The sequence below is a fragment of the Pseudomonas sp. MN1F genome (assembly GCF_009391885.1).
Taxonomy (GTDB): Bacteria; Pseudomonadota; Gammaproteobacteria; order Pseudomonadales; family Pseudomonadaceae; genus Aquipseudomonas.
Genome location: NZ_VZII01000062.1, coordinates 54,215 through 79,068 on the forward strand (window position 1 = coordinate 54,215; position 24,854 = coordinate 79,068).

A 24,854-nucleotide genomic window follows, 5' to 3' on the forward strand; every position below is an offset into this window, starting at 1 on the left:
TAACCTTCAACAACCCACCGCACATCCATCCAAGCCCTGACCCTGTATCAGCTGGCATGCTCCGCAGTTGTGCTTGCCGCTGCACCCAGATGGAGAAGCCCATGCCCCAGGACCGCAACGACAAGACTCGTCGCCAGTTCCTCGCCACCAGCACCGTGCTAGGTGCCGCCGGCGCCCTCTGGTCCGCATTGCCCTTTACCGGCCAAGCCGGTTCCGCCCACGCATCCACCCAAGGAGGTTCCATGACCGCCGACCTGATTCTGTTCAACGGCAAACTGCACACCGTTGACCGCGAAAAGCCCACCGCCACTGCCGTCGCCATCAAGGACGGCCGCTTCATCGCCGTGGGCAACGACGCCGAGGCCATGGCCCACAAGGGCAGCGCCACGCAGATCATCGACCTCAAGCAGCGCACGGTGATACCCGGCCTGAACGACTCGCACCTGCACCTGATCCGTGGTGGCCTGAACTACAACCTGGAACTGCGCTGGGAAGGCGTGCCGTCGGTGGCCGATGCCCTGCGCATGCTCAAGGACCAGGCTGCGCGCACGCCGACGCCGCAGTGGGTGCGTGTGGTTGGTGGCTGGAACGAATTCCAGTTCGCCGAAAAGCGCATGCCGACCCTGGAAGAAATCAACCAGGCCGCGCCCGACACCCCGGTGTTCCTGCTGCACCTGTATGACCGTGCGCTGCTCAACCGCGCCGCACTCAAGGCGGTTGGCTACGACAAGACCACGCCGAACCCGCCGGGTGGCGAGATCCAGCGCGACAAATTCGGCAACCCGACCGGCATGCTGATTGCCCGCCCCAACGCGATGATCCTCTACGCCACCCTGGCCAAAGGGCCGAAGCTGCCACTGGAATATCAGGTCAACTCCACCCGCCAGTTCATGCGTGAGCTGAACCGTCTGGGCCTGACCAGTGCCATCGATGCCGGCGGCGGCTACCAGAACTTCCCTGATGACTACTCGGTGATCCAGGAGCTGGCCGACAACAACCAGCTGACCGTACGCATCGCCTACAACCTGTTCACCCAGAAGCCCAAGGAAGAGCTCGACGACTTCCGCAAGTGGACTTCGAGCGTCAAGCTGCACAGCGGCACCGACTTCCTGCGCCACAACGGCGCTGGCGAGATGCTGGTGTTTTCCGCCGCCGACTTCGAGGACTTCCTCGAACCGCGCCCGGACCTGCCGCAGACCATGGAAGAAGAGCTGGAGCCGGTGGTGCGCCACCTGGTTGAGCAACGTTGGCCATTCCGCTTGCACGCCACCTACAACGAGTCGATCACGCGCATGCTCGACGTGTTCGAGAAGGTCAACCGCGACATCCCGTTCAATGGCCTGCCGTGGTTCTTCGACCACGCCGAAACCATCACCCCGCAGAACATCGAACGCGTGCGTGCACTGGGCGGCGGCATCGCCATCCAGGACCGCATGGCCTTCCAGGGTGAGTACTTCGTCGACCGTTACGGCGCCAAGGCCGCTGAGCAGACCCCGCCGATCAAGCGCATGCTCGACATGGGCGTGCCGGTGGGTGCCGGTACCGACGCCACCCGCGTGTCCAGCTACAACCCATGGACCTCGCTGTACTGGCTGGTCAGCGGCAAGACCGTCGGCGGCATGGAGCTGTACCCGGAAGGCCTCAGCCGCGACACCGCGCTGCAACTGTTCACCCAGGGCAGTGCCTGGTTCTCCAGCGAGCAAGGCAAGAAGGGCCAGATCAAGGTCGGCCAGCTGGCCGACCTGGCGGCACTGTCGCTGGACTTCTTCAGTGTCGATGAAGAAGCGATCAAGGGCATCGAGTCGGTGCTGACCATTGTCGATGGCAAGGTCGTGTACGGTGCCGGCGAGTTCGACAAGCTCGGCCCGCCGCAGGTGCCGGTGTTGCCGGAGTGGTCGCCAGTGGTCAAGGTGCCGGGGCACTGGCGCGTGGGCACGCCGTCGCTGGCGGCAGCCGTGCATCAGTGCTCGGGGCCGTGCGGGGTGCATGCGCACAGCCATGACAAGGCGCGTAAATCGAGTGTGCCGGTGAATGACTTCCAGGGCTTCTGGGGGGCGCTGGGTTGCTCATGCTTCGCGTTCTAAGCTGAGCGGATATGAAAAGGGGGCCAGTTACTGGCCCCCTTTTTTGTTCAGTGCTGGCATCAAGGGTGAGCCTTGTGCTCCCCACCCGCCAACAGATGCCGAATCTTCACCTCGACCCCATCGGTCTGCAGCATTCGCACCCGCGCCTCGATCTTCAGTTCCCCCCGGGTCACCCGATGGTGATGGCGCAAATGCTCCAGCCACGACTCCTCGAAGAAGAATTCCAGCCATAGCGCCGGATCTGCACTGTCACGCATCAACCCCCATGAAAGCGCGCCATTGCGCTTGCGCATCGCCTCCAGCTCCCGCGCCGCCTGCTGGAACGCCTCGGCCTTGGCCGGCTCGATGTGGTACTCCACAGTCACCATTACCGGCCCGCTTTCCTGGTCCATGTCATCGCTCAGCACCGGTACCGGCCAGTGCAGGGACGGCGTCAGCTCCTCGGCCTCGGTCTCCGGCAAGGTGACCTTGCAGGTCAGCAATGTACCCAGCGCCAGGCCGCCCGCAGCCAGTAACAGGCTGAGGGTGATCGACCCATGGCTGGCCAGCGTACCCCACAGCAAGCCGCCGCTGGCCATGGCGCCAAAGAAGAACAGGATATACACCGACAACGCCCGCGCCCGTACCCAGGCCGGTACCGAGGTCTGCGCCGCCACCTGCAGGTTGGACAGCACCGCGATCCACGCCGCGCCGCTGAGCAGCATTGCCGGCAGCAATACGTAGAAGCTGCGTACCAGTGCCAGGGCCAGCAGGAACAGGGCATACAACAGGCTGGCAAGCATCACCAGGCGGTCGCGGCTGATGCGCTCGCGCAGGCGAGGCAGCAGCGTGGCGCCGGCCACCGCACCGATACCGATGGCCGCCAGCAGCAGGCCGAAGTCGGCTGCAGTGCCATGCATCTCGCCGCGCACGATCAATGGCAGCAGCGAGGTCCCGGCGCTGGCGCAAAAAAAGAACGCCAAGGCCCGCAACAGTACGGCCTGCAAGGGTTTGGCGCTGCGCGCAAAGCGCAGGCCGGTGCGCATGGCGCCGACGAAGCGCTCGGCCGGCAGCAACGGCGCCTTCACTTCGCGCTTCCACAGGAACAGCACCAGGATCACCCCGGCGAAGGACGCGGCATTCAGGGCGAACGTCAGCCACGGGCCGACCATGCTCACCACCACGCCGGCCAGCGCCGGGCCGATGGCGCGGGACACGTTGATGCCGACACTGGAAATGGCCACCGCGTTGGCCAGGTCTTCCTTGCCCACCAGCTCAGGCGTCAGCGCGCTCCAGGCCGGCATCATCAACGCCGTGCCGATGCCCAGCGCCAATGTCAGTACCAGCAGCAGGGTGACGTTCATCAGCCCGAGCAGCGTCAAGCTCGCCAGTACCACGGCCACCGATGACATCCACAACTGCACCAGCAGCAAGTAGCGGCGCTTGTCGACGATATCCGCCGCCGCGCCGGCCGGCAGGGCGAGGAAGAACATCGGCAGCGAGCCGGCCACCTGGATCAGCGCCACGTGCAAAGGGTTGGCCGACAGCGTGGTCATCAGCCAGCCGGCGCCCACTTCGTGCATCCAGGTGCCGATGTTGGAAGCGATGGTGGCGATCCACAGCATGCGGAAAGTGGTGTTGCGCAACGGGCTCCAGGCGCCTGAAGGGGAAGTGCTCATGTCAGAAGCTGCCTTTGAGTGGGTATTCGATGATCAGGTAGAGGCGGTCGATGTCATCGCCGGCCTGGGCCTGGTTGGCGCGGTGGCTGACGTGGGAGAGCGACAGGCTGAGGTCTTTGGCTGCGCCCGACTGCACCACGTATTTCAGGTCGACGTCGCGTTCCCAGTGCTTGCCGCCCTGGCCTTGCTGGCCCACATAGGCACCGCTGGCCGGGGCGTGGCTGCCGTCGATGCCGCGGCCGCTGACGTAGCGGCCCATCAGGCTAAGGCCCGGGACGCCGAGGGTGGCGAAGTTGAGGTCGTAGCGCAGTTGCCACGAGCGTTCGCCGGGGCCGTTGAAGTCGGCGTACTTGATCGAGTTGGCCAGGTAGATGGAGTCGCCACCGACGAAGTCGAACGGCGTGTCGCCCTCGACCTTCTGGTAGGCCAGGGTCAGGGCCTGAGCGCCGAAGCTGTACTTGCCCAGCAGGCTGTAGGCGAGGGTGTCGATCGCTCCGGCGCTGGCGTTGCCGGTGTCGCGGGTCTTGTAGAGATTGCCGTCCAGGCGCCAGTTGCCTTGGGCCAGGTTGAGGTTGAGGTAGGCCTGGCGCCAGGTGTCCTCCAGCTCCCCGGCGTACAGCGCACCACCGAACGGGCCGTGCGGCGCGAAGGTGGCACCGGCCAGGCTGATGACGCGGTTGTGGGTTGTGGCGCCGTAGCCGCTGAAGTCGTCGTGGGTGGAGCTATTGTCCTGGTTGTTGAAGGCCGTGAAACGGCCTGCCTGCAAACGCCAATCGGGCAGGTCTGTGTTCTCCAGGAACCAGCCGGTGGCGTATTCAGGGTGCAGACGTTTGTCGCCTGTGTCGAACACAGGGGTCTCCACCATCATTTCGCCGTAGCGCAACTGGGTGTTGCCCAGGCGCAGCTTGAGCGCGGCGCCAGCGCTGGAGTAATCGGATTCGGCGCGGCCATCGCTGTCGCGGGGCAGCAGGCCGGTGCCGGCATGGCCGCGACCGCCGTCGAGTTTGAGACCGAGGAAACCGTGGGCGTCGAGGCCGACGCCGAGCGTGCCCTCGGTGAAGCCGGAGCGAACTTCGCCGATGAAACCCTGGGCCCATTCCTGACGGTAGTTCTGACCGCTGGCGGAGGGCGAGCGGAAGTCGCTGTGCAGGAAGTAGTTACGGCTGAGCAGCGACCAGCCGGGTTCGTCTGCCTGGCCGAGTGCCGGGAAGAGGACGAGGGTGGCGAACAGGGCGCGGCCTGGTCCGTGATTGGCGCGGATCATGGAGGCTCCGGGGGGGATGATCCGGGACTGTGAAGCAAGGATAGGTCAGGGGTCTTGTAAGGGTGTGCTGGAGTCGGCCCGCTAGAGGCTGAAGGCCTGCGCGATGGCGTCGATCACCACGCGCACCCGCGCCGTGTGGCGCACGTCCTGATGGGTCACCAGCCAGATTTCGTAAGGCGTGCGCTGCGCCCAGACCTGCTGCAACCCATCCCTTTCTCCCAGGGGGACCGGCAGCTCGCCCAGCCCGATGCCACTGGCCAGCGCCCGTCGCACCAGCAACCCCGAGGTGCAGGTCATGGCGATCCGCCCTTGGGCGATGGGCTCGCCCGCCAGGGTCACTTCCTTGCCGGTGTCCAGATACGGTTGATAGACCACCAGCTCATGTCCGGCAAACGCACTCCCGGGCAGCGGCTCGCCACACCGTTGCAGATACTCGCGGGAAGCGAACAGCCCACTGTGCCAGCGTGCCAGGCGGCGCACCACCAGCTCGGGGTTGTCTGGCTTGTGCGTGCGCACGGCGATATCAGCCTCTCGCTGGCTGAGGTTGAGCATCTGCGTCGATGCCTGCAGCTGTACTTCGATCCCAGGATGTTTCAGGCGCAGCCGGGCGACCGCCGGGATGATGAAGTCCAGGGCGAAGGAGTCGGTGGTGGTGACGCGCACCACGCCGCTCAGGCGATCATCCAGGCCGAGGATCTGCCGCTGCAGGCCAGCGGCGGCGGCCTCCATTTCAAGGGCCGCACGCATGGCCACCTCGCCAGCGCTGGTCAGCGAGTAACCGCTGGAAGTGCGCAGGAACAGTGTCGCATCCAGTGCACCTTCCAGCGAAGCGAGCCGGCGGCCGACGGTCGCCTGGTCCACCCCCAGGCTGCGGGCCGCGCCGCGCAGGGTCTGCTCGCGACACAGGGCGAGGAATATGCGGGTGTCATCCCAGTTCATCAGGGCTCTCCTCATTGATGCATAAATGCAGGCTAATGATGAAAACTCGCTGCGTTATTCATCGCTCGGCGACTTTATGCTTTTCCCATCGTCATCAACAAGCGCCTGATCCGGCGCAAGGGAAGATCATGAACGCCTCAACTCAACGTGCGCCTTGGCTGCCGATCTGGGCCGGGCTGTGTGCCAGCCTGGTCGGTATTGGGCTGGCGCGGTTTGCCTATACACCCCTGGTCCCGGCGCTCATCGATGCGCACTGGTTTGCCAGTTCGGCGGTGGTCTATCTCGGCGCGGCCAACCTCGCGGGTTACCTGATCGGGGCGTTGTTCGGCAGGCCGTTGGCGTCGCGCTGGTCGAGCGCAGTGGTGCTGCGCGGCATGATGGTGTTGGTCAGCCTGGCGTTTCTGGCTTGTGCCTGGCCGCTGTCAGTGAGCTGGTTCTTCGGCTGGCGACTGCTGTCGGGTGTGGCCGGTGGGGTGATCATGGTGCTGGCGGCCAGCACCATCCTGCCTCATGTGGCGGCCTCGCGCCGCGGGCTGGCCAGCGGCGCGATCTTCCTCGGCATCGGCTTGGGTATCGCCGGCGCCGCAAGCCTGGTGCCGTGGCTGCTGGGTATAGGGCTGCAGCAAACCTGGCTGGGGCTGGCTGCGATGTCGCTGCTGCTGACCGTCGGCAGTTGGGCTGGCTGGCCTGTGGAGCATGAGCCGCAGGCGATAACGGTCAACCAGCAGGCGGCCGTTTCACCTGCGATCATCGTACTGTTCGGCCAATACGCACTGATGGCCACCGCACTGGTGGCACCGATGATGTTCCTGGTGGACTACGTGAGTCGTGGCCTGGGCGCAGGCACTCATGCCGGTGCGGTAATCTGGGCCTTGTATGGACTGGGCGCGATTGCCGGCCCGGTGTCGTATGGGTTTATGGCCGACCACCTGGGGGCACGCGCCGGCATTCGTCTGGTGCTGCTGGCGCAACTGGCCGCGCTCGGTGCCTTGCTGGCGAGTCACGACCTGCGTGTGTTGGGTGCTGCTGCGTTGCTGATCGGCTCGTTTCCGCCGGGCATCGTACCGCTGGCGCTGGCTCGTGTGCATCAACTGGTCGAAGGCCACGCCCAGCAGAACGCGACCTGGAGCCGGGCGACAGTCTCGTTCGCCAGCTTCCAGGCCATTGCCGGTTACGGCTACTCGGCGCTGTTCGCCGCCACGGATGGCCGCTACGGTCCGCTGTTCGGCGTGGCAGCTGGCGCTGTGGTGCTGGCGCTGCTGGTCGACCTGCTGCTCAAGGAACGTCAGGCCATGTCGCTGATCGCAAACTCCTCGGCCAGGTGATCGATCAACGCCCGTACCGATGGCAGCAACCCACGGCGCGACGGGAAGATCGCATGCACGATGCCGCAACGCGGGTGCCAGTCCGGGATCAGTTCCACCAATCTTCCTGCCGCCAGGTCCTCGCGCACCGCCACCCGCGGCAAGTGCGCAATGCCCACCCCAGCCACCACGAAGTGGCGCAGGGCGAACAGGTCATCGGTCACCATGCGCGGTGTATGCGGGATGACGATGCTGCGGCTGCTGTCCTCGCCCTGGAACAGCTCCCACTGGTATTCCCGCTGGGCGCTGCCCCAGTGCACGCTCGGCAGGGTACTGAGCAGCTGCGGGTCGAAGCCTTTCGGCAGCTGTTCCAGATACTGCGGCTGGCCGACCAGGCACTGGGTGCTGTTGCTCAGCACCTTCATCACCATGTCGGTGTTCTCCAGCGGCGGGAAGCGCACCCGCAGGGCAATGTCGAAGCCCTCGTGCAGCAGGTCGACGCGGCGGTTGGTGCTCTCGATGAACAGTTCAACCTGTGGGTACTTGAGCATGTAGCGGGTCAGCATCGGCCCGACCCAGGAGTTGAGCAGGGTGGTCGGGCAACTGATGCGCACCAGCCCGCGTGGTTCACTGCGGTTGCGCTCGATGATCTCTGCCGCGCCTTCGGCCTCCACGCGCATGGCCAGGCAACGGTTGTAGTAGGCCTGGCCGATCTCGGTCAGCGAGCAGTGGCGGCTGGTGCGGTGCAGCAGGCGCACGCCAAGGCGGTCCTCAAGGTCGGCGATGCGCCGGCTGAGCTTCGACTTGGGCATGTCCAGCGCCCGCCCGGCCGGGGCGAAGCCACCGTGCTCCACGACTTGGGTGAAGTAGTAGAGGGAGTTGAGGTCTTCCAATGATCGTTCTCCAGATGGAACGCTAAAGGCAATTTTCGCAGTCTACCGCCGTAAAGGTGATGATTTTAATCTGTGCCCATCAACGCGAAACACCCCAGATTGCTGAAAAATTCATAAACCTTAGGAGCACAGACCATGAGCAAATTCACCTACAACCGCCTGAACAAAGACGACGCCGCCGTACTGCTGGTTGACCACCAGGCTGGCCTGCTGTCTCTGGTGCGCGATATCGAGCCGGACAAGTTCAAGAACAACGTGCTGGCCCTGGCGGACCTTGCCAAGTTCTTCAACTTGCCGACCATCCTCACCACCAGCTTCGAGCAAGGCCCCAACGGCCCGCTGGTGCCTGAGCTGAAAGCACTGTTCCCGGATGCCCCGTACATCGCCCGCCCAGGTCAGATCAACGCCTGGGACAACGAAGACTTCGTCAAGGCGGTGAAGGCGACTGGCAAGAAGCAGCTGATTATTGCCGGCGTGGTGACTGAAGTGTGCGTAGCGTTCCCGGCGCTGGCTGCTCTGGAAGAAGAGTTTGACGTGTTCGTGGTGACCGATGCTTCCGGGACCTTCAATGAAATGACCCGTGATGCTGCACACGACCGCATGAGCCGGGCCGGTGCCCAGCTGATGACCTGGTTCGGCGTGGCCTGTGAGTTGCACCGTGACTGGCGCAACGATATTGAAGGGCTGGCAGCGTTGTGTTCCAACCATATTCCGGATTACCGCAATCTCATGACCAGCTATAACGCGCTGACTGCTGTTAAGTAACAGCGACCAGTTCAAACAGAAAAGGCCGGCCCCAACGTGGGGCCGGCCTTTTCTTTTTGGGTACTGACAGCCCGCATCAGCACAGCCCCTGCGCAAGCGGCTGTGAGGATGATTTGGCTCCGGCTACATCCTTTTTGGGAAATCTCTTACATAGAGAAGCGGATGGCATCACGGCGCTAAGTGGGAAGGTCAAGAGCAGACTGGATAGCCCGGAAATCTTTCAGGAGTGTCCCCATGAGCCGCGCCAATGCCCGCTTGAAAAGTGTAAGGCATGACCTTACACTCAATCACCAATGATCAGGAGTTTCAGGCACAAAGGCCTGCGTCTGCTCCATCAACAGCGTGACTCGTCTGGGGTACGTGCAGATCATGTCAATCGCTTGCGTCGCTTGCTTGCTTCCCTTGAGGTCGCACAAACGCCTGCAGACATGAACCGTCCAGGTAACCGCCTTCATCCTCTGCATGGAAAGCTGGACAGCTTTTGGGCAGTGAATGTCTCGGGTAACTGGCGTCTGGTGTTCCGCTTCATTGGTACTGATGTGGAGCTTGTCGATTATCTCGATTACCACTAGGAGGATTCATCCATGCCTATGTTCGATCCTCCCCATCCTGGGGAATCCTTGCGAGAAGACGTGCTGCCTGCAATTGGCATGAATGTCACTGAGTTGGCCCGCCACCTTGGCTATTCGCGAGGGCAGTTATCCACAGTGCTCAATGGGCGCGCCGCCATTTCAGCCGATCTTGCGTATCGACTTGAGCTGGCGGGTCTTGGTCCTGCCCGGCAGTATCTTGCTGAACAGGCAGCTTACGATTTATGGCAAGCCGCGCACCGTGAGCATCCACAGATAGCGCGGCTGGTGATTGCCTGACTACTCAATCCGCATCCGAATCAAACAACCGCGCCAACTCCACCCGCGCCTCCTTGGCCGTCTGCATCACCTTGGCCCGGTCATCGCGCACCAGCCCCTGGGCCTCCAGCACTTCCTCGTCATGTTGGGCAAACCGCTCGATCCGGTCTGCCGCCTGTTCGTCGCTCAAGCCCAACCCGACCAGCGCCCGGCGGGTCATCTCGAGGCTTGAGTAGAACGTCTCGCGAATCGGCTCTGCGCCTACATCCGCCAGCTTGTGCACATGCTGGCGGTTGCGCGCCCGGGCCAGCACTTTCAGGTGCGGGTACATACGTTTCACCCGTTCTGCGGTGTGAATGGCAGCTTCAGGGTCATCGATGGTGATGATGAAGTACTCCGCCTCACCGACCTTGGCCGCATGCAACACTTCAGGGCGCAGGGGGTCACCGTAGAACACCGGCACCTGTTCGAACATGCGCGTCATTTCGATGGTATCCACCGAGGTTTCCAGGGCAATGAACGGGATCTTCTGCGCCCGCAGGATGCGCGCGACGATCTGGCCCATGCGGCCCATGCCGACGATCACCACCCGCGGCGTGCCAGCGTCGATGGTCTTGTACTGCTCCGGTACTTCACGCGCCGGTTGCGGGCGTTTGAGGGCGCGGGCGCAGCCGAGCATCAGCAGCGGGGTGATGGCCATCGACAGGGTGATGGTCATCAGCAGCAGGTCGTAGGTCTGGGTGTCGAACAGGCCCTGGTCCTTGCCCAGCTTGAACACCACGAAGGCGAATTCGCCACCGGCAGCCAGCACCATACCCAGGCGCAGCGCGCTGGCGCTGTTCAAACCACCGGCCAGGCGGCCGACACCGATCAGCAGCACCAGCTTCACCGCCACCAGCAGCAGGGTCAGGCCCAGCAGCACCAACGGCATTTCCAGCAGCAGGCTCAGGTTGGCGCCCATGCCGACACTGATGAAGAACAGCCCCAGCAGCAAGCCCTTGAACGGCTCGATTTGCGACTCAAGCTCGTGACGGTACTCCGAGTCGGCCAGCAACAGGCCGGCGAGGAAGGCGCCCAGGGCCATGGAAATGCCGGCCTCTTCCATCAGCCAGGCGGTGCCGATCACCACCAGCAGCGCGGTGGCAGTAGACACTTCCGGCAGGCCGGTGCGGGCCACGGTGCGGAACACCGGGCGCAGCAGGTAGCGGCCGCCGATGATGACCACGGCGATGCTGGCGAATACCTTCAGGCCATGTTGCAGGCTGTCGCCGTGGCTGGTGTCCGGGCCGCTGGCGGCCAGCAACGGGACCAGGGCGATCAGCGGGATCGCGGCGATGTCCTGGAACAGCAGAATGGCAAACGCCAGACGGCCATGTGGTGCATTGAGCTGCTTGGTTTCGGCCAGGCTTTGCAGGCCGAGCGCGGTGGACGACAGCGCCAGGCCCAGGCCGAGCACGATGGCCGCCGGCAGCGACTGGCCGAAGCCGAACAGGGCGATGGCGCCGATCACAGCACCGGTCAGCAGCACTTGGGCGGTACCGACGCCGAACACCGACTTGCGCATCAGCCACAGGCGCTTGGGCGACAGCTCAAGGCCGATGATGAACAGCAGCAGGACCACGCCCAGTTCGGAAATGTGTGCGACGCTTTCGGTATCGCGGATCAGGCCCAGGGCCTGCGGGCCGATGGCAACGCCCGCGAGCAGGTAACCGATCACGGCCCCCAGTTGCAGGCGCTTGGCCAGGGGGACGGCGACGACCGCGGCGAGCAGGAAGATCACCGCGGTTTGCAGAAGGCTGCCTTCGTGTGGCATTGGCTCGTACTCCATGAGCTGCCGGGGCAGCGTTTGAACAGTTTGGCGGACAATTCTGGAGGTTGGTCATGGCTAAGACAATCTGCTGCCGGTTGGAAACATTGTCCCGTGCGAATTGACAACCTCAGCCCCCGCCAAACTGCGCCCGATACTGCGCCGGTGTCATGCCGATCCGCTCGCAGAACACCTTGCGCATATGCCGGTCACTGCCAAACCCGCAGCGCGCCGCGACCACCTTCAACGGCAGGTCGCCGCATTCGAGCAGCTTGCGCGCCTGGTCGATCCGCGCGTTCTGCAGGTACTGCAACGGCGTGACTCCGACCTCGCGCTGAAAGGTCCGGGCAAAGTTGCGCCCGCTCATGGCCACCAGCTCGGCCATCTTCTGCACGGTAAAGGCCTGGTCGATATGGTCGACGATGTACGCCTGCACCCGGGCAATCGGCGAGTCATCGCGTGGCACCGCCGCCAGCAGCGGCCCGTAAGGTGTCTGCCCGCCCTGGCGATGGCGGGCGACCAGCAGCACCTTGGCCACCTCCAGCGCCAGCGCCTTGCCGTGGTCCTCGGCTACCACCGCCAGCGCCAGGTCGATCCCCGCGGTGATGCCACCGGAGGTGATCAGGCAGCGGTCGATCACATAGATCTGCTCGGTCTCGACCTTGGCCTCGGGAAACGCACGCGCCAGGCGCTGCACGTAGTTCCAGTGGGTGGTGCAGCGATAACCACCGAGCAACCCGGCGCGCCCGAGCAGGAACACCCCGGTGCAGATCGCGCCGAAGCGCCGGGCCCCTTGCACGGCCTGTGGCAGCCAGCGCTCGATCGCTGGCAGGGCGACGTCGTAGGCGCCCGGCCCACCGGGCACCAGCAGCAGGTCGACATTGGCCGGCAGGTCTTCCAGGCGCTGGTCTGCCAGCACCCTCAGGCCGCACGAGCCGCGCACCGGCGCTTGGCCTTCGGCCACGGTCACCAGGCGATAGCGTTTGTGTTCAGGCAGGAACCGGTTGGCGATGGCAAAGGCGTCCATCGGCCCGGTCACGTCCAGCAACAGCACATCGTTGAACAGCACCATGGCCACGGTGCGGTAAGCATGATTTTCCTGCATAAACCTTTGCCTGAAGCTGAATCCGAATCGGATCTTAAGGTATCGGCCATAGGGCCAGGGCCAGCAGTGCACAATTAACAACAATTCAGGTTTGGCTCAGGACTTTGTCATGTACCGGCGGCGAGACTTTCTCCATTGAACAGGAGAGTCGCCATGCACCCTGGGACGCCCGAAGAGCTTCTGCCAACCCCCGGCGCACTGACGCCCGCGCGGTTGCGCCAGGCCAAGGAACTGATGCTGCGCAGTTCGCTGTCGATCATCGAGATCGCCGCTGTGTGCAACCTCACCCGCAGCCACTTCTCCCGTGCCTTCAAGGTCAACACCGGCCTATCGCCCCAGGCCTGGCGCCTGCTGGCGCGCATGGAAAAGGCCAAGCGCCTGCTCGTCACCGAGGCACCGATCACCCACGTCAGCCTGGAATGCGGCTTCTGCGACCAGGCCCATTTCACCCGTGCCTTCAGCCGCCTGGTCGGCCAGCCACCCAAGGCCTGGCGCCAGGCGCAGGCATTTTCTTAAGCCGGATCTATCCGCCGGTATAAGCCTTCGGGATAAAGCCCTTTAGGTAAGTCCTGGCCCGTTTTACCCACCCAAGGAGTCACCCCCATGAGCCAACCTGATTACAAGCGCCTGAACAAGGACGACGCCGTGGTACTGCTGGTCGACCACCAGACTGGCCTGATTTCGCTGGTGCAGGACTTCTCGCCCAACGAATTCAAGAACAACGTGCTGGCCCTGGGCGACCTGGCCAAGTTCTTCGGCCTGCCGACCATTCTCACCACCAGCTTCGAGCAAGGCCCCAACGGCCCGTTGGTGCCGGAGCTGAAAGAGATGTTCCCGGAAGCGCCGTACATCGCTCGTCCAGGCCAGATCAACGCCTGGGACAACGAAGACTTCGTCAAGGCGATCAAGGCCACTGGCCGCAAGCAACTGATCATCGCTGGCGTGGTAACCGACGTGTGCGTGGCGTTCCCGACCCTGTCGGCGCTGGCTGAAGGCTTTGAAGTGTTCGTGGTGACCGATGCCTCGGGCACCTTCAACGAGACCGTGCAGCAGGCGGCGTGGGTGCGCATGACCCAGGCGGGTGCACAGATGATGAACTGGTTCTCGGTGGCCTGTGAGCTGCACCGCGACTGGCGCAACGACATCGAAGGGCTGGGTAACCTGCTGTCGCAGCGGATCCCCAACTACCGCAACCTGATGAACAGCTATGCGGCGTTGAGCGCTCGTTGATGTAAACCTGTTCCGGCCCTGTGGGAGCGGGTTCACCCGCGAAGAGGCCGGAACAGGCTAAACGTTATTCACCGGCAAAGTGAAACGAATCCGGCACCCGCCGAACTCAGACACCAACGCCTGCAACTGCCCGCCATGGGCCTGCACCACCGAGCTGCAGATCGCCAACCCCATCCCCAGCCCCGCGTCCTTGGTGGTATGGAATGCGTCAAACACCCGTGCCCGCTCATCTTCCGCAATGCCGGGCCCGTTGTCATCGACGCAGATCTCGACCCCATCCCCGCCAACGACAGATGCAATCTGCAGCACCCCATCGCTGCGATACCCCGCCAGCGCCTCCAGTGCATTGGTGATCAGGTTGAACACCAGTTGCTGCAATTGCACGGGGTCGGCCATCACGCTCACCCCCGCCTGCAGGCGCATCTGTACGTCGACCCCGTATTTGGCGGCATCGGCCGAGGTCAGGCGCAGCACCTCGCGAATCAGCTCGTCGACCTTTACCGGCTTGAGCTGCATCGGCGACTGCTTGGCCAACGTGCGCAGTGCGCGGACGATGTTGGCAGCGCGTTCGCTGTCGTTGCGGATGTCTTCCAGGCCGGCAATCGCCTCTTCCAGGTTGGGCTCGGGGCGCTTGAGCCAGCGCAGGCTGGCCGCGGCGTTGGAGGCAATCCCCAGCAGCGGCTGGCTGATCTCGTGGGCAATGGATGCCGACAGCTCGTTCATCACCTGCAGGTGGGCGCTGCGTGCAAGTTCGGCGCGTGATCGGCGCAGTTGGTCTTCCATGTGCGCACGGGCCTGGTTGTCCTCGGCCAGGCGCGTATAGAACTTGGCCGTTTGCAGCGATACTGCCGCCTGCGAGGCGAGGATCTCCAGCATGGCCAGGCGCTGGCTGCCGAACAGGTTCGGCACCAGGCGGTTTTCCAGGTACACCAGGCCGATCAGCACACCCTGGATCACCAGCGGCAGGCACAACACCGAACGGGCGTTACGCGCGTGCAGTTCCTGGCGGAAGGCCTCGGGGCAATCGCTCTGGGCGTCATTGAGCAGCAGCGGCTTCTTGGTGCGCATGGTGGCGTTGATGATCGACAACGGCGCCTGGGTCATGAACTTCTGACAGTTGTCCATGCTCACGTGCAGCCCGGCATTGTCGATGTAGGCGAGGGCGGCCATCTGGAACTCGGCGCCACTGACGATCAGCAGTGCACCGTGATCGGCGCCGGAGTGCTGGGTGAGGTGACCCATCAGCGTTTCGATCAGGCCTTCGAGCAGCACTTCCTCGGACAATGCGCGCGCCGCCTCGATGCCGGCCTCAAGGTCCAGCTTGGCCTGCTGGGTGGTGCGGTAGGTCTCCTGGACGGGTTGCGTGCGCAGGAACGGGTGTAAGGTCTCCAGTTGGTGCACCTTGCCGGTCGCGCCCCAGATATGGAAGCAGTCGCGGGCAATACGCAGGTGCAGGTTGGCGCCGGAGATCAACCCGCTGGGGATGCAGACCTCGGCCAGTTGTTCATGGGCCAGCGCCTGTTCGTGGATGAAACCGGCGGCGGTCGCGGCGATCTGCGCCTGGTCGAAGCAGCGGATGGCCGCCAGGCCGTCGCCTTCGAGCTTGGCGATCACGCCTTCGATCAGCAGCAGCTTGTTGCGGAAGGTCACCGGGTTGAAGCTGGCCCAGCGGCCGAACCGCTCGCGCAGGGCCTGCAGTTCGGCCAGCTTGTGGTCAAGGCTGCCGGGGGCTTCCGGGCTGCCCAGGGCCAGGCCTCGGAACAGGTGATAGTCCGCCAGGTTGATGTGTGCAGGTGCCGCCCAGGCGCTGTCGCCCGCTGCGCTCAGGCTGTGCATGGCTTGCGGGATATTGCCCAGGTAGAAGGCTGACATGCCGTTGAACAGGTGCTGGAAGAACAGCGCGGTGGGTGAGTTCACGTGCGTGGGCGAGGCCGTACCGGGCATTGCGCTCAGGCTGGCGACGAACCCCTGCTGGGCGTGCAGGATCTGTTCGATATCGCGGTGGCCGAAACCGCGCACGGTGGCCAGCCCCTGTAGCACTTCTTCGGCGACTTCCGGCAGATAGCGGCCCATGAACAGGGAGTCGGACACCAGGTGGCTGCAGGCGTAGCAGGCCATGGCCAGGTCGCCGCTCAAACGCGTCGATTCGAGCGCCTCCAGCGCCGTGCGGCGGGCGAACTCCATCGGTGAGGTCCAGGCGCTGACCTGGTCCAGGGCCAGTAGCGCGCTGGTCAGGTCGGCGTCGAAGCCGTGTCGCTCGATCAGCTTGAGCGCAGCCAGGCAGCAGGCGTGGCCATCGTGGTAGGTGCCGAAACGCTCGGCGACCATCACCCCGTACCAGGCCATGCCGTAAGTGCTGCCCGGGGCGACACCGTGCAACAGCGACAGCTCCATGAGCTTGGCCAGGTGCAGGAAGCAGATGTCGTCCTGCACGGAAAACGATGACGACAGGGTGGCCAGCAGGCCGATGGCAACCACCACGTCCTCCGAGTCGCTGCGCGGCAGCGATGCCAGGCAATGACGGCCCTTGTGTTCGATCAGGGCCTGGACACGCGCATGGCTGGCTTCCACCTGCTGCGGGTCGACACTGCAAGTCAGGCTGATCCCCAGCAGTTCGAGGCCGGCAACGGCAGTGGTGATGGCGGCCTGGCAATCGCCGCGCAAGGTGTGCAGGCGTGCCTGCAGCCGGCATACCCGTGCCTGCTCCAGCGTCGAGCGCGTGCGCTGGCGGCATTCCATGAGCCACCCCTCGGCTGCGGTTATGCGCGACAGCTGCAGGTCGCACTCCGCAGCCATGTAGGCAATGGCAAAGGCATGGGTGGCGTGGCTTTGCGGCGTGGCACCCTGGCGCAGCAACTGCTCGCACGCCTGTAGATAGGCCGCCGATTGTTCACAGGCGCCACTGTCACGCGAGCGCAGCGCCGCATCACGCAAAAGCTGCAGGAAGGTATCGCGCTCATCCGCAGCAAACCCGCGTGGGCTGGCGCGTTGCAGCTGATTGGCGACCTCGAACACCACCTCCTGCAAGTCGTTGTGCCAAACCTGGAGCATGGCCTGGGCAATGCTTGCATGCAGCTGGGCGCGATCAAGTGCAGGGGTGAGTTGGTAGGCGGCTTCCATCACGCGGTCATGGGCGAAGCCCAGGCCTTTCTGGCCCGGCAGCAGGAAGCCCGCGTCAACCAGGGCCTTCAGCGGTTTGCCCGGCAGCGGCGCGAGCAGCAGGTGCAGCAGGCGTTCATCGCAGCGGTTGCCTGCCGCGCTGGCGATCCGCAGCACATCGCGCTGGGGCGCCGGCAAGCGTGCCAGGCGGTGGATCATCAGATCGGCGACGTTGTCGGCGTAACGTTGCCGGGCCACGGCTTGCAGGCACCACGACCAGCGCATGGCCTGGGTATCGAAGGTGAACAGCTGGTCCTCGACCATGGCCCGGAGAATCTGGTTGATGAAGAACGGGTTGCCTGCGGTCTTGGCGTGCACCAGTTCGGCAACTTGCAGTGCCTCGTCGGGGCTGACGTGGTAGCGTTCGCCAATCAGCTCGGTGACTGCGCCGACGGTCAGTGGGCGCAGGTTCAGCGTGATGTTGCGCAGCGTTGCGGGCGTGGCAAGTGGCGTACCGGCGGTTTGCGTATCGTTGCGCCGGGTGAAGATCAGCAGCAAGTTGTCGGGCGCCTGGGCGAGCAGCTGTGCCAGCAGCTGCCGGGTGCCATTGTCAGCCCACTGCAGGCCATCGAAACACAGCACCAGCGGGTGGCCGGGGTGGCTGAACACCTGGAGGAATTCGACGATGGCCCGCTGTTCTTTCTGCAGTGCCAGGCGCGTGGGCTTTTCCGGCAGGTCGGGCAGGGGGCCGAGGATCAGTTGCAGGTCCGGTGCCAGTTTGCCAAGCAACCGACCGTGGCCTTTGATGCGCCACAGGATCTCGCTGCGCAGGGTGTCGAGGTCCTGGCTGTTCTTGGCCAGTAGCTGGGTGGTCAGCGAACCGAGGATCTCGACCCAGGGGGCATAGGGCACAGCCTGTTCCGGGCTGTTGCACTTGCCTACAGCCCAGTAGCCATCGGCATGGGCTTTGAGTGCGGCCCCGACCAGGCTGGACTTGCCCATGCCAGCCGCGCCGTTGATGCACAGCAGCTGAGGCTTGCTGTTACGACGCAGGGCATTGAGCATCAAGGCGATGAGCTTCTGTTCGGTACTACGGCCATACAGGCGCTCGCGGCTGGGCGAAACCGGGTCGGCACAGCCGGGCTCGAAGGGGGCGATGGTCTTGCTGGCGGCCCACTGCCGTTGGCAATGGGCCAGGTCCACGGCCAGGGCCCGAGCGCTCTGGTAGCGGGCGTCGGGCTCCTTGGCCAGGGCCTTGGCCAGGATCCTGCTCAGTGGCTGCGGTACCTGGCTGTCGACCTCGCAGGCCGTGCGAGGCTGAACACCGGCATGCAGCTGGCGCCAGTGCTGGGTATCGCGACCGGCGAGCGGCAGCTCGCCCAGCAGCAACTGGTAGAGGATCGCGCCCAAGGCATAGATGTCGCTGCGCCGGTCACTGCTGCTGCCATGGGGGCAGATCTGCTCCGGTGCCAGGTAGGCCCAGTTGCCGAGCGCGTTGCCTTGTTCGCTGATCAGCTCTGGTTTGTCGGCACGAAAACAGCCCAGCCGCACCCGTTGGTTCGGCTGGAGACACACGTGCTCGGGCTGCAACGCACCGTGCAGCACATTGCGCTCGTGGGCTTGAGCCAGAGCGTTGGCGGCGTTTGCCGCGATGTCGAGAAAGGCTGCCAGGTCGACCGGGCCCTGGCTGATCAGGTCGGCAATGGAGCGGCCTGCCGGGTACACCAGCAGCGGGCCTTCGGCGCAGCGGACGAATGCTGAGGGGATGACCGCCCATTGCGGGTCCAGCTGCAGACGGTAGTCACGCTCCAGTCGCTGGCAGGCCGCGGGGGCCGCAAGTGGGGCACGCACGGCGATCCAGGCCTGGTGGGTGGTGGGGTCGTACAGGCGGAAGTAACTGAGCTCACCTTCCTGGCCCAGCTGCGTGATATCGCAGCGATTCAGCCAGTCGTCGTCGATCGACTGGTCGAAGTCGATGGGCCTGTTTGCGAGGCGTTCATCGAGCATAAAGCACCCCCTGCTAGCGACATCCTGAAGCCCGAGTATACGCAGCGGCCCCGTCAAGAATGCTGCCTGCAGCCGGCTTGGCAGAAACGGGCACGCTGTTGTCCGTTATCAATACCTGGCGGCTGGAGGGCGCTTGTATAGTGCAGAGGCCAACCTATCCCTCGGGATAATTGTCTGAATGCGTACGCTCGCCTAGGCTGCCCGAGGCTGCGCAAACGCCCACGCCCGCGAGAGGAATCCATGATCCGAATAGGCAATGCCCAGGTGTCGCTGGAGCGGCGAGAAGCCTTTCTCGATGGCAAGCCGATCCCGTTGGGCGGGCGTGCATTCGAGGTGCTGGCCACGCTGATCAAGGCCAAGGGCCGGGTGGTCGGCAAGGATGAGCTGTTCAGCCAGGTGTGGGCCGGCACGGTGGTCGAGGACAATAACCTGCAGGTGCAGGTGTCGCTGCTGCGCAAGGCCTTCGGCGACCGCGGGCTGATCCAGACCGTGCCGCGCCGGGGTTACCGCCTGGCTGCGCAAGTCAGCTTCGACGCACCTTGCCTGGCACTGGGCCAGTCACCGTTGTGCGCAGGGGCCGAAGTCACCGAGCCGTTCAACGACGCTGCGAACGTGCCGGTGCTGGTAGTTGATGACGACCCTTCGGTGCGCAAGGCGCTGGGCTGCCTGCTGCGTTCGCAGGACATTCCACACCGGTTGTTCGCCAGCGCCGAGGAGCTGTTCGACGCTCGCCTGGAAAGCCCCTGCGCCTGCCTGCTGCTGGACATGCATCTGGCCGAAACCACCGGCCTTGAGGTTCAAGCTACGCTGCGCCGGCTGGCGCTGCCCTGGCCGATCGTGTTCATGACCGGCTTCGGCACCATCCCCATGACGGTCCAGGCCATGCGCGCCGGGGCCGTCGAGTTTCTGACCAAGCCCTTCGACGAAGACCAGTTGCTGGTGCTGCTTGAAGCGGTACGCGCACGCGCCGTGACCGAGGGGCGCAAATGGCAGCATGCGCGACAGGTCGAGGAAAAGTACCAGCACCTGACCCAGCGCGAGCGCCAGGTGTTCTCGCTGGTGGTTGGCGGCTTGTCGCACAAGCAGATCGCCAAGGAGATTGGCACCAGTGAGGTGACCACCAAGGTGCACAAGAAGAACATCATGAACAAGATGCAATCCCGCTCGCTGCTGGAGCTGGTGGCCATGCACAACGTCATCGAGGCTCGGTCTGGCGCATGAGCAGAGCGGTGTGCATCGTCGATGACGATGCTTCGGTGCGCAAGAGCCTGGGTAACCTGCTGCGTTCAGCGGGGTTCGAGTGCTTGGCGTTCGCCACGGGGGAGGTGTTTCTGGCCTCGGAACTGGCACGTGAGGCAGGGTGCGTGCTGCTTGATCTGAAAATGCCGGGGATGAATGGGCTGGACGTGCAGCGTGAGCTGGCGCAGCGGGGTTGGCGCTTGCCGGTGATCTGCATGTCGGCGCACTGGGACGAAGGTACGCTGCAGGCGGCGCTGCGCAATGGTGCGCGGGGTTGTCTGGCCAAGCCGTTTTCCGAAGAGGTACTGCTCAAGGTGGTCGAAGAGGCGTTGGCAAGTGAATGAGCACACCTGAACAATCAATTGCTGTGCAGTCGGGTGATGCTCGCTGGGTTGATCGAATCGCGAGACCTTCTCCATGCCACGCCTCAAGACCTTTGCCGAGCCCCAATCGCCAGCCCTGATTGCCAGCGGCCTGCTGTTCATGCGGGTGATGGCTGCCGTGCTGCTGTTTACCATCCACGGCTTGCCCAAGCTGCTGGACTGGAGCGGGGAGTTGCAGCGCATCGAAGATCCTTTCGGCCTGGGAGCGCCGCTGACCCTGGGCCTGGCGGTGTTTGCCGAGGTGGTTTGCCCGGTGTTGCTGGTGCTGGGCGTGGTGGCGCGGCTGGCCTGCCTGCCGGTGCTGGCGGTGTTGCTGGTGGCGCTGGTGGTGGTGCACCCGGACTGGTCGCTGGAGCAGGGGCAGTTTGCCTGGTTGCTGGTGGCGCTTTATGGAGGGCTGGCATTGACCGGGCCTGGGCTGTATTCGGTCTCTGGGTTGATTGGTCGATCTAACTGCTCCCCGGCCGGTACTGTAAGGCCTCGGCCAGATGCCCTCGGCTGATCGCCTGGCTGCCTTCCAGATCTGCCAATGTGCGTGCAACCTTCAACAACCGATGCGCAGCTCGCAAAGAAAGCGTCAGTCGTTCACAGGCACTCTCCAGCCAAGCCTGGTCCGCCGTTTCAAGCTGACAATGGCGCCGCAACCCCTCCAGGCCCAGAAACGCATTGGCACAGCCCTGCCGCCGCTGCTGCACCTCACGAGCCTCGGCCACCTTGGCAGCCACATCGGCACTGGTCTCCCCACTGGGCTGGTTGTTCAGCGTGGTGGTTTCGCGGGCCACGGTCAGGTGCAAGTCGATGCGGTCCAGCAGCGGGCCTGACAGCTTGTTGCGATACCGTGCGATCTGCTCGGTACTGCAGCGGCAGCGGCCAGTGGGGTCGCCCAGATACCCGCAAGGGCAGGGGTTCATCGCCGCCACCAGCTGGAAGCGCGCCGGGAAACGTACCTTGTCGCGCGCCCGAGCAATCACGATCTCGCCCGATTCCAGCGGCTCGCGCAGCACCTCCAGCACGCGCCTTTCAAACTCTGGCAGCTCGTCGAGAAACAGCACGCCATGGTGCGCCAAGGTGATTTCGCCTGGCTGCGGCCGGCTGCTGCCGCCTACCAGCGCCGGCCCCGAGGCCGAATGGTGCGGGTGGCGAAACGGTCGCTGTGGCCAGCTGCTCAGCGGCGTGTGGCCACTGACCGACTGGATCGCCGCCACCTCAAGCGCCTCGTGCTCATCCAGCGGCGGCAGCAGGCCGGGGAGGCGGCTGGCGAGTAGTGTCTTGCCCGTGCCGGGTGGCCCGGTGAACAGCAGGTTATGGGCCCCGGCTGCGGCCAACAACAATGCCCGCTTGGCCGCGACCTGGCCTTGTACCTCGCTGAGGTCCGGATAAGGCTGTTGCTTCAGCACCAGGCCATTGGCAGCAAACGGGGCTATTGGCACCTGCCCGTTGAGATGCGCTACCAACTCCAGCAGGTGCCCCACGGCATACACCACCAGCCCGCCCGCCAGGCTGGCTTCTTCGGCATTCTCCCGCGGCACCACCAGTGCCCTGCCGGCCTCTCGCGCTGCCAGCGCCGCCGGCAACACGCCCTGCACAGGGCGCAACTTGCCCGACAGGGCCAGTTCGCCCAGGCATTCCATCTCGGCCAGGGCAGGCAAAGGCACCTGGCCATCGGCGGCGAGGATGCCCAGGGCGATGGCCAGGTCATAACGCCCGCCGTCCTTGGGCAGGTCGGCCGGTGCGAGGTTCTGGGTGATGCGCCGCTGCGGGTAATTCAGCCCGGAATTGACGATGGCACTGCGCACACGGTCCTTGCTCTCCTTGACCGTGGTTTCTGGCAGGCCGACCAAGGTGAGGTGGGGCAGGCCGTTGGCCAGGTGCGTTTCGACGCTGACTGCCGGGGCCTGCACGCCAACCTGGGCGCGGCTGTGGACGAGGGCGAGGGACATGGACGCTCCGTTGTCGCTGGATATAGAGCCGCTTCCTGCGGGTTGTCAAAGCCTAGTGAGTTTCAGCAAGCCAAGCGCAAGAAAAATGCGACTTTATCTTGCAAGGCAGGTTTTTCCCCTGCCTTTCGACACCCTCTGACAAATACTGGATCCAATTCTTTGCGAAGAGCCCGGCTATGGCTTAGTGTTAAAGAGCCACTGCTGTTGCCATTGGAAGGCAACGCGACCCTGAAAATGGACTTAAGGTACTGCCCGTGCAAACGCTCAATCGCACCCGCCAGCAGATCCGAGAACGGGTGCAAGCCAATGAATACGTTGAACTCAACCGCTTGTTCGATGCGCTGGAGGCGCAGTGGCGCCAGGCGCCCGCCGGTGAGTGCCCCGGCTACCTGGAGGCCGTGCAAGGCTACATGCTGGATTGGGACATGCAGGGCGGCAAAGCCCTGACGCAAACCCTCAAGGCCTGGATCGACGCCTGCCCCAAGGCATATCACCCGCATGTGGTGATGGGCTTTCACTGCTTCAACCATGCCTGCCAGATCGGTGGGCAGGCTGACTCCCATGATATGCCCGAGGAACGCTGGCTGGCTGCCGAGCAGGCCTGTGAAAAGGGCGCGGCGCATTTCCTGCGGGCCATGGAACTTGGTGCGCAGCCTGTTGCGGCAGCCATTGGCATGCTGCGGATCGGCTCGCATTTGCGTGAGCCTGGCTGGTTGGTCGAACTGTTCGAAGGCCAAGTGGCGCGTTATCGGCCCAGCGCGCATGCCGATGTGGAGGTGCAGGAGGCCGCTGCGCCATTGTTGGTCAAATGTGGCCTGACTCCGTTGCTGGAGCTGCCACAGGCATTGCCTGCAAGTTTGCGCGCACGTTTGCATAAGCAGGGCGAGAGCGCTCGGGACTACTGGCTGCGCCATGCGTTGGCGTGGTTTCCGGGCTGTTTCGAGGCGATCGAGGCCTATGCCAGTTACCTGACCCCACGTTGGGGGGGCAGCAATGTGGCGATCGATGCACTGGCCAGCGGGCCGCTGTGCCACGGTTGGCCTGAAGCACAGCGCAACGCGATCCGTTGGCTGGCCCTGCAAGAGACATTCTGGCTGCCGCATGCCAAGCAACTGCCTCAGCTCGCGACCTGGCACAGAACCTTTGCCCAATGGGCACAGCGCGAGCTCAGGCCAAAGGAGCGCGCTACGCTGCTGGCCTGGCGTGGCGCGCTGCGGCGCTATTCGATGGGTGATTATGCCGGTGCGATGCGCGACTTTGCCGACAGCGTCGCGCTCTACCCAGACCACGGCTTCGTTCCGGACATTGGCGAGCCATTCCAGAGCCTTGTGTGCCTGGTGCTGTTCAACGAGGCGGAGGACGATTCGCAGGTATTGCGCACCGTCATCGAGCGGCTGTGCGACGACCGTCGACAGGCGGCAGCCTGTGCTTTGCGGGCTGCAGGGCACCAGTTCGGCCTGTGGGGCTTTGGGCAATCCGTCGAGCAGGCACGCACGTGGTTGCGCATGGCGGTCAAGCGCCAGTGCGGGCGAGAGGTGCAGGGCTTCGATGTGCTCGATGTGCCGCGCCTGCTCTGGGCTGCCAACCTGCATGAGGCCGCGCATTTCCTGTATGAAGCCTGTGCGGAGCTGAAACTGCCGGATGCTGCCATGGCGCTGTACGATCTGCACCGTGGCTGGCTGGACAACACCCCGGCGCACTACCTCAGTGGCAAGGCTGCCGAGCACTGGCTGCTGCGCGCGGCAGAGTCTGGCCACCTGCTGGCCAAGTTCGACCTGGCCCGCCAGCGCATGAGCCCCCCACACGGGCTGGAGGACCGCAAGGCAATGCTGGCGGTCAAGCGGCTGCTGCTCGACGCACTGGGCGATCCGAAAATCCACGCCAAGGCTCAGTTGCAGTTGGGCATCCTGCTCCGCCAGTACGGTGATGCGCGGGAGCGTGTCGAGGCGGTCGGCTACCTTCTCGGGCTGGCCGAGCACCCCGATGCCTGGACCGCCGCGCGTGCCTGTGCGGAACTCGGGCTAGCCTGGATGCAGGGCTGCGGCACGCGCAAACAGAGCCGCTTCGCGGCCATCGAATGGGCCAATCGTGCCGTTGCGCTGCAGTCGAGCGATCCGCTCATCGAGGTCATACAGGCCGAGATCCGCAATTCGCACAGCCGGGTGAAGACGTTGTTCACGGTGTGCGGGGCGGCGTTGTTCCGAGGTGACCTGCATGCCAGCGAGCTGCCGCCCAAGGCCACCGGCCAGCACAGGGCCTTGGCCTGATCGAAGCTGGGGCTGCAACGCA

The 24,854-nt window shown here is 64.4% G+C and carries 19 protein-coding genes and 1 pseudogene; 11 read left to right on the forward strand and 9 right to left on the reverse strand.

What is annotated here, in order from left to right; genetic code table 11:
- Positions 1-242: 242 nt before the first annotated feature.
- The gene (locus F6X59_RS26635) at positions 243-2,084 is read left to right on the forward strand and encodes an amidohydrolase (protein WP_178120133.1); all 1,842 of its coding nucleotides are present in this window, start codon (positions 243-245) and stop codon (positions 2,082-2,084) included.
- A 59-nt stretch (positions 2,085-2,143) separates the two neighbouring features.
- On the opposite strand, the gene F6X59_RS26640 is transcribed toward F6X59_RS26635, so the two are convergent.
- The 3 genes from F6X59_RS26640 to F6X59_RS26650 all read right to left on the reverse strand — a co-directional run bounded on the left by F6X59_RS26640 (position 2,144) and on the right by F6X59_RS26650 (position 5,945).
- Complete coding sequence (locus F6X59_RS26640; protein WP_152959063.1) at positions 2,144-3,742, reverse strand: MFS transporter; 1,599 nt, start codon at positions 3,740-3,742, stop codon at positions 2,144-2,146.
- Between the two features lies 1 nt (position 3,743).
- Entirely contained in the window at positions 3,744-5,006 is a 1,263-nt protein-coding gene (locus F6X59_RS26645) for an OprD family porin (RefSeq protein WP_152959064.1), read from the reverse strand.
- An 81-nt stretch (positions 5,007-5,087) separates the two neighbouring features.
- On the reverse strand, positions 5,088-5,945 hold the full coding sequence (locus F6X59_RS26650; protein WP_152959065.1) for a LysR family transcriptional regulator: 858 nt from the start codon (positions 5,943-5,945) through the stop codon (positions 5,088-5,090).
- 128 nt (positions 5,946-6,073) lie between these two features.
- On the opposite strand from F6X59_RS26650, the gene F6X59_RS26655 reads away from it, so the two are divergent.
- On the forward strand, positions 6,074-7,270 hold the full coding sequence (locus tag F6X59_RS26655; RefSeq protein ID WP_152959066.1) for a YbfB/YjiJ family MFS transporter: 1,197 nt from the start codon (positions 6,074-6,076) through the stop codon (positions 7,268-7,270).
- Here F6X59_RS26655 and F6X59_RS26660 read toward each other — a convergent pair.
- Positions 7,231-8,142: a LysR substrate-binding domain-containing protein gene (locus F6X59_RS26660; protein WP_152959067.1), complete on the reverse strand. Its 912-nt coding sequence runs from the start codon at positions 8,140-8,142 to the stop codon at positions 7,231-7,233. The two genes, F6X59_RS26655 and F6X59_RS26660, sit on opposite strands and share 40 nt — an antisense overlap.
- A gap of 135 nt (positions 8,143-8,277) precedes the next feature.
- Between F6X59_RS26660 and ycaC (F6X59_RS26665) the strand changes: the two genes are divergently transcribed.
- From ycaC (F6X59_RS26665) to F6X59_RS26675, 3 genes are all read left to right on the forward strand, one after another.
- Entirely contained in the window at positions 8,278-8,907 is a 630-nt protein-coding gene (gene ycaC / locus F6X59_RS26665; RefSeq protein ID WP_152959068.1) for an isochorismate family cysteine hydrolase YcaC, read from the forward strand.
- A gap of 293 nt (positions 8,908-9,200) precedes the next feature.
- Positions 9,201-9,479 (forward strand): type II toxin-antitoxin system RelE/ParE family toxin, encoded by a 279-nt coding sequence (locus F6X59_RS26670; RefSeq protein WP_152959069.1) that lies wholly within the window; start codon positions 9,201-9,203, stop codon positions 9,477-9,479.
- Positions 9,480-9,491: 12 nt separating this feature from the next.
- Positions 9,492-9,776 carry a HigA family addiction module antitoxin gene (locus F6X59_RS26675; protein WP_152959070.1) on the forward strand — a complete coding sequence of 95 codons (285 nt, stop codon included), beginning with the start codon at positions 9,492-9,494 and terminating at the stop codon, positions 9,774-9,776.
- 4 nt (positions 9,777-9,780) lie between these two features.
- Here the strand turns inward: F6X59_RS26675 and F6X59_RS26680 are convergent, their stop codons facing one another.
- Together F6X59_RS26680 and F6X59_RS26685 are read right to left on the reverse strand one after the other, a co-directional pair.
- Positions 9,781-11,568, reverse strand: coding sequence for a monovalent cation:proton antiporter-2 (CPA2) family protein (locus F6X59_RS26680; protein ID WP_152959071.1), 1,788 nt, complete (start codon positions 11,566-11,568; stop codon positions 9,781-9,783).
- Positions 11,569-11,692: 124 nt separating this feature from the next.
- Entirely contained in the window at positions 11,693-12,667 is a 975-nt protein-coding gene (locus F6X59_RS26685; protein WP_152959072.1) for a GlxA family transcriptional regulator, read from the reverse strand.
- 153 nt (positions 12,668-12,820) lie between these two features.
- Here F6X59_RS26685 and F6X59_RS26690 point away from each other — a divergent pair, with 153 nt between their 5' ends.
- On the forward strand, positions 12,821-13,183 hold the full coding sequence (locus F6X59_RS26690; protein WP_152959073.1) for an AraC family transcriptional regulator: 363 nt from the start codon (positions 12,821-12,823) through the stop codon (positions 13,181-13,183).
- 87 nt (positions 13,184-13,270) lie between these two features.
- Complete coding sequence (ycaC, locus tag F6X59_RS26695) at positions 13,271-13,897, forward strand: isochorismate family cysteine hydrolase YcaC (protein WP_152959074.1); 627 nt, start codon at positions 13,271-13,273, stop codon at positions 13,895-13,897.
- Positions 13,898-13,954: 57 nt separating this feature from the next.
- On the opposite strand, the gene F6X59_RS29065 is transcribed toward ycaC (F6X59_RS26695), so the two are convergent.
- Positions 13,955-15,547, reverse strand: a complete 1,593-nt coding sequence (locus F6X59_RS29065; protein ID WP_372240554.1) for an ATP-binding protein — start codon at positions 15,545-15,547, stop codon at positions 13,955-13,957.
- 2,007 nt (positions 15,548-17,554) lie between these two features.
- Positions 17,555-19,003: pseudogene (locus F6X59_RS29070) on the reverse strand (AAA family ATPase); the annotation flags it as partial.
- Positions 19,004-19,243: 240 nt separating this feature from the next.
- On the opposite strand from F6X59_RS29070, the gene F6X59_RS26705 reads away from it, so the two are divergent.
- From F6X59_RS26705 to F6X59_RS26715, 3 genes are all read left to right on the forward strand, one after another.
- A complete protein-coding gene (locus tag F6X59_RS26705) occupies positions 19,244-20,224 on the forward strand; it encodes a response regulator (protein ID WP_152959076.1) in 981 nt (326 codons plus the stop codon).
- A complete protein-coding gene (locus tag F6X59_RS26710) occupies positions 20,221-20,586 on the forward strand; it encodes a response regulator transcription factor (RefSeq protein WP_152959077.1) in 366 nt (121 codons plus the stop codon). Before F6X59_RS26705 ends, F6X59_RS26710 begins: the two co-directional genes overlap by 4 nt.
- 73 nt (positions 20,587-20,659) lie before the next feature.
- Positions 20,660-21,127, forward strand: a complete 468-nt coding sequence (locus F6X59_RS26715) for a DoxX family protein (protein WP_152959078.1) — start codon at positions 20,660-20,662, stop codon at positions 21,125-21,127.
- On the opposite strand, the gene F6X59_RS26720 is transcribed toward F6X59_RS26715, so the two are convergent.
- Positions 21,075-22,565: a YifB family Mg chelatase-like AAA ATPase gene (locus tag F6X59_RS26720; RefSeq protein WP_152959079.1), complete on the reverse strand. Its 1,491-nt coding sequence runs from the start codon at positions 22,563-22,565 to the stop codon at positions 21,075-21,077. The genes F6X59_RS26715 and F6X59_RS26720 overlap by 53 nt on opposite strands.
- Positions 22,566-22,819: 254 nt before the next feature.
- Here F6X59_RS26720 and F6X59_RS26725 point away from each other — a divergent pair, with 254 nt between their 5' ends.
- Positions 22,820-24,832 (forward strand): DUF4034 domain-containing protein, encoded by a 2,013-nt coding sequence (locus F6X59_RS26725; RefSeq protein ID WP_372240550.1) that lies wholly within the window; start codon positions 22,820-22,822, stop codon positions 24,830-24,832.
- The last annotated feature ends 22 nt before the right edge of the window (positions 24,833-24,854 follow it).